The organism is Streptomyces atriruber (assembly GCF_001418325.1).
Classification (GTDB): domain Bacteria; phylum Actinomycetota; class Actinomycetes; order Streptomycetales; family Streptomycetaceae; genus Streptomyces; species Streptomyces atriruber.
On the sequence record NZ_LIPN01000125.1, the window covers coordinates 1 to 3,897 of the forward strand.

At 69.2% G+C, this 3,897-nt stretch carries 3 protein-coding genes and 1 pseudogene; 2 read left to right on the forward strand and 2 right to left on the reverse strand.

Annotation, left to right across the window (positions count from 1 at the left end; translation table 11 throughout):
- Nucleotides 1–191 precede the first annotated feature (191 nt).
- Nucleotides 192–2,000 carry a bifunctional metallophosphatase/5'-nucleotidase gene (locus AOK03_RS14855; protein ID WP_055565719.1) on the forward strand — a complete coding sequence of 603 codons (1,809 nt, stop codon included), beginning with the start codon at nt 192–194 and terminating at the stop codon, nt 1,998–2,000.
- Here AOK03_RS14855 and AOK03_RS14860 read toward each other — a convergent pair.
- A complete protein-coding gene (locus AOK03_RS14860) occupies nt 1,997–3,178 on the reverse strand; it encodes a GDSL-type esterase/lipase family protein (RefSeq protein ID WP_055565720.1) in 1,182 nt (393 codons plus the stop codon). The genes AOK03_RS14855 and AOK03_RS14860 overlap by 4 nt on opposite strands.
- A 104-nt stretch (nt 3,179–3,282) precedes the next feature.
- Between AOK03_RS14860 and AOK03_RS14865 the strand changes: the two genes are divergently transcribed.
- Nucleotides 3,283–3,675, forward strand: coding sequence for a hypothetical protein (locus tag AOK03_RS14865; RefSeq protein WP_055565721.1), 393 nt, complete (start codon nt 3,283–3,285; stop codon nt 3,673–3,675).
- On the opposite strand, the pseudogene AOK03_RS14870 reads toward AOK03_RS14865, so the two are convergent.
- Nucleotides 3,665–3,897: pseudogene (locus AOK03_RS14870) on the reverse strand (lysine 6-monooxygenase); the annotation flags it as partial. The gene AOK03_RS14865 and the pseudogene AOK03_RS14870 overlap by 11 nt on opposite strands.

Below are 3,897 nucleotides of genomic sequence, written 5' to 3' on the forward strand. Positions count from 1 at the left end.
GGGGTGCCGTAGGGCGTGGCGGCGGGGGTGGTGTCCGGGTCGGTGTCCATGTGGTCACTCTCGCATCGCGTGGACGTACCGGACAGTCACCGGATCGCAACCTGCGGGGTCTGTTGCGCTCGGGGGCGGCGGGGACAGAATCTACGCGCGTTAACCATGCACGTCGACCATGGCGACCGAGGAGTACAGAGATGCCGTTGAACCGCAGGAAGTTCCTGGGCACGTCCGCCGCCACCGGCGTGGGTGTGGCCGTCACGGGTGCGGCTGTCGCGCCGTCCGCCGCGTCCGCGCACGGCTCCGGGAAGCCCGCGCGGCGCAAGCGGCGGTACTCGTTCACGGTGCTCGGCACGACGGACCTGCACGGCAATGTCTTCAACTGGGACTACTTCACGGACAAGGAGTTCGACGACAAGGACCACAACGATGTGGGCCTGGCGAAGATCTCCACGCTGGTGAACCGGATCCGCGAGGAGAAGGGCCGCGGGAACACGCTGCTGATCGACGCGGGCGACACGATCCAGGGCACGCAGCTGTCGTACTACTACGCGAAGGTCGATCCGATCACCGCGAAGCGCGGTCCGGTGCACCCGATGGCGCAGGCGATGAATGCGATCGGTTACGACGCGGCGGCGCTCGGCAATCACGAGTTCAACTACGGCATTCCGGTGCTGCGGAAGTTCGAGGAGCAGTGCGATTTCCCGCTGCTGGGTGCGAACGCACTGGACGCGAAGACGCAGAAGCCCGCTTTCCCGCCGTACTTCATGAAGCGGCTGCGCACGCCGCACGGCCGCGACGTGAAGGTGGCGGTGCTCGGCCTGACCAACCCCGGCATCGCGATCTGGGACAAGGCGAACGTGCAGGGCAAGATGACGTTCCCCGGCCTTGAGGAGCAGGCGGCGAAGTGGGTGCCGAAGCTGCGGTCGATGGGTGCGGACGTCGTGATCGTGTCGGCGCACTCGGGGTCGAGCGGCACGTCGTCGTACGGTGATCAGCTGCCGTACGTGGAGAACGCGGCCGGCCTGGTGGCTGAGCAGGTGCCGGGCATCGACGCGATCCTGGTGGGGCATGCGCACACGGAGATCCCCGAGTACTTCGTGGAGAACAAGGCGACCGGCCAGAAGGTCGTCCTGTCGGAGCCGTTGAAGTGGGGGCAGCGGCTGACGCTGTTCGACTTCGATCTGGTGTGGGCGAAGGGCCGCTGGACGGTCGAGAAGGTCGGCGCGCAGGTCCTGAACTCGAACACGGTCGAGGAGGACAAGAAGGTCACGCGGCTGCTCGCGGACGAGCACAAGAAGGTCGTCGCGTACGTCAACCAGGTGATCGGTTCGTCGACGGCGGCGATGAGCACGGCCGAGGGGCCGGTCAAGGACGTCGCGATCATCGACCTGATCAATCTGGTGCAGCGGGAGACGGTCGCGGCGGCGTTGAAGGGCGGAGCCCACGCGGCGCTTCCGGTGCTGTCGCAGGCTTCGTGCTTCTCGCGCACGGCGCAGATTCCCGCGGGTGATGTGACGATCCGGGATGCGGCGGGCCTGTATCCGTTCGAGAACACGCTGGAGGCGCGGCTGCTCACGGGTGCGCAGTTGAAGGAGTACCTGGAGTTCTCGGCGCGGTATTACGTGCGGACGCCCGCTGGTGGTCCGGTGGACCCGGCGAAGCTGACGAACGCGGAGAACATCCCGGACTACAACTACGACGCGGTGAGCGGTCTGACGTACGAGATCGACATCGCGAAGCCGGTGGGGTCGCGGATCGTGAAGTTGTCCTTCGAGGGCAAGGCGATCGATCCGAAGGCCGAGTTCGTGCTGGCGGTGAACAATTACCGGGCGAGTGGGGGCGGGAACTTCCCGCACATCGCGGGTGCCAAGCAGCTGTGGGCGAATTCGGAGGAGATCCGGAACACGATCATCGGTTGGGTGAAGGCGAAGGGGACGGTGGACCCGGGGCAGTTCGCGTCGGTGGACTGGAAGCTGACCCGGGACGGCACTCCCGTCTTCTAGATCTTCAGGGTGGCGAGGTCGACGGAGTCGGCGAGGGCCTTGGCTCCGGCGTCGTTGACGTGCAGGCCGTCGCCGCTGTCGTAGTCGTCGTGGATCCGGTCGGGGTCGGCCGGGTCCGCGACGGCGGCGGCGAAGTCGGCGTAGAAGTCGAAGGGGCTGTCGGTGCCGCGGATCCAGTCGTTGACCTCGCGGGCGACGGCGACGCCTTCGGGGGTGGAGTAGCCCTCGAAGATCGTGTCCTTGTAGGGGCCGACGGTGGTGACGGTGGCGGTGAGGCCCGCCGCGTGGATGCGGTCGGCGAGGGCGGTGAGGCCCGCGATGAGGTCGGCCGCGGTGGGGACGGGTGCGGGCTCGGGGTAGGCCTCCTGGCCGGGGATGCCGAGGTCGTTGAGGCCGAAGTGCACGAGTACGTGGGTGACGCCGGGCACGTCCAGGGCGTCGCGGTCCAGGCGGGCCAGGGCGTGTTCGCCGATCTCGTCGGTGAGCAGGCGGTTGGCGGAGATGCCCTGGTTCACCACCCAGCCGGTGCTTCCGGCCTCGTGCAGGCGGTTGTTGAGCAGGTCGGGGAAGCGCCGGTCGGTGTCGTTCGTGGTGCCGGTGCCCTCGAACCAGGAGTCCCCGAAGGCGACGGCGATGCGGGTACCCGCGGGGGCGAGGACGTCGGCGCCGCTGATGAAGTGGCGGGTGGCGAGCTCTTCCAGGCCTTCGGTGCCGTCGAGGGTGGGTGCGGTGAGGGCGTTGCCGGGGACGGCGTAGCCGGTGCGCAGGGGGACGGCGGAGTAGGTGGAGAGGCCGGTGTCGTCGGGCAGCCAGAGGGTGAGGGCGAGTTCGTCACCGGCGGCGACCGCGCGTTCGACGGGGTCGCTGACGGCTTCCTCGCCGACGGGGACGGTGAATTCCTCGGCGCCGCCGAAGCGGACCGGGGTGCCGCTGCCGGATTCGATGCCGCTTCCTTCGGTGCGCCTGGCGAGGTGGGCGCCGCCGATGCGGAGGGGCTCCTTGCCGTAGCGGTTGCTGAGGCGGATGCGCAGGGCGCTGCCGCCGCCGTCGAGGCGGATGATCTGGCGGAGGGTCTGTCCGGCGAAGCCGCGGAGCTCGAAGAGGTCGATGGCTTCGTGGGGGCTGACGACGGCGGAGCGGAAGGCTGCGGTCCAGGAGGCCGTGGAGTCTGTGGTCATGGTCGTCCGAACCGGGTCGCGGTGCCTGTTATTTCGGTGATCGGCCCTTTTCGTGAAGGAATATTCGGAGGCGTCGCGGCGCTTGGGGCCGGACAATTCAGGTCATGGACGAGGAACTTACGGCCGCGCTCGAACCGGTGCTCCGCGATCTGAGGGCCACCTGCGCGGTGCCTCCCGTGGTCCGGGAAGAGCACGATGACGCGATCGGGGATCTGGTGATGCTGTACGAGCCGGACGGGTCGGGGGCGGGGCTCGTCCCGCGCTTCGGCGGGAGTGCGGCCGAGCGGACGGCGGACTTCGCGGACCAGGCGCAGGACTGGGCGGTCGAGGCGCTCTGCGCGGAGCTGAGGCCCGCCGTGTGGCCGGAGTGTCCGGAGCACCCCGACTCGCATCCGCTGGCGGCCGGGGTGGTACGGGGTGTCGCGGTGTGGTCGTGCCCGAGGACGCGGCGGGTGGCCGCCCCGGTCGGTGGGCTCGGGGGTCCTGTCACGTCTTGAGGCGTACGAGGTTGCCGCGCTGTTCGCCGATGCGTCCTGCGGTGCCCGGGTGCCGGTCGGGGGTCTGGAGGCCGAAGCTGGTGAAGGCGGTGCGCTGCGGCAGGGGGTAAGGGGCCCGGCCCGTCAGGGAGTTGAGGATGGTGGCACTGCGCCAGGCGGCGAGGCCGAGGTCGGGGGCGCCGACGCCGTGGGTGTGGCGCTCGGCGTTCTGCACGTAGACCG

Coding starts and splice junctions, on each gene's coding strand:
- AOK03_RS14855 (WP_055565719.1), top strand. CDS start 192: ATGCCGTTGAACCGCAGGAAGTTCCTGGGCACGTCCGCCGCCACCGGC.
- AOK03_RS14860 (WP_055565720.1), bottom strand. CDS start 3,178: ATGACCACAGACTCCACGGCCTCCTGGACCGCAGCCTTCCGCTCCGCC.
- AOK03_RS14865 (WP_055565721.1), top strand. CDS start 3,283: ATGGACGAGGAACTTACGGCCGCGCTCGAACCGGTGCTCCGCGATCTG.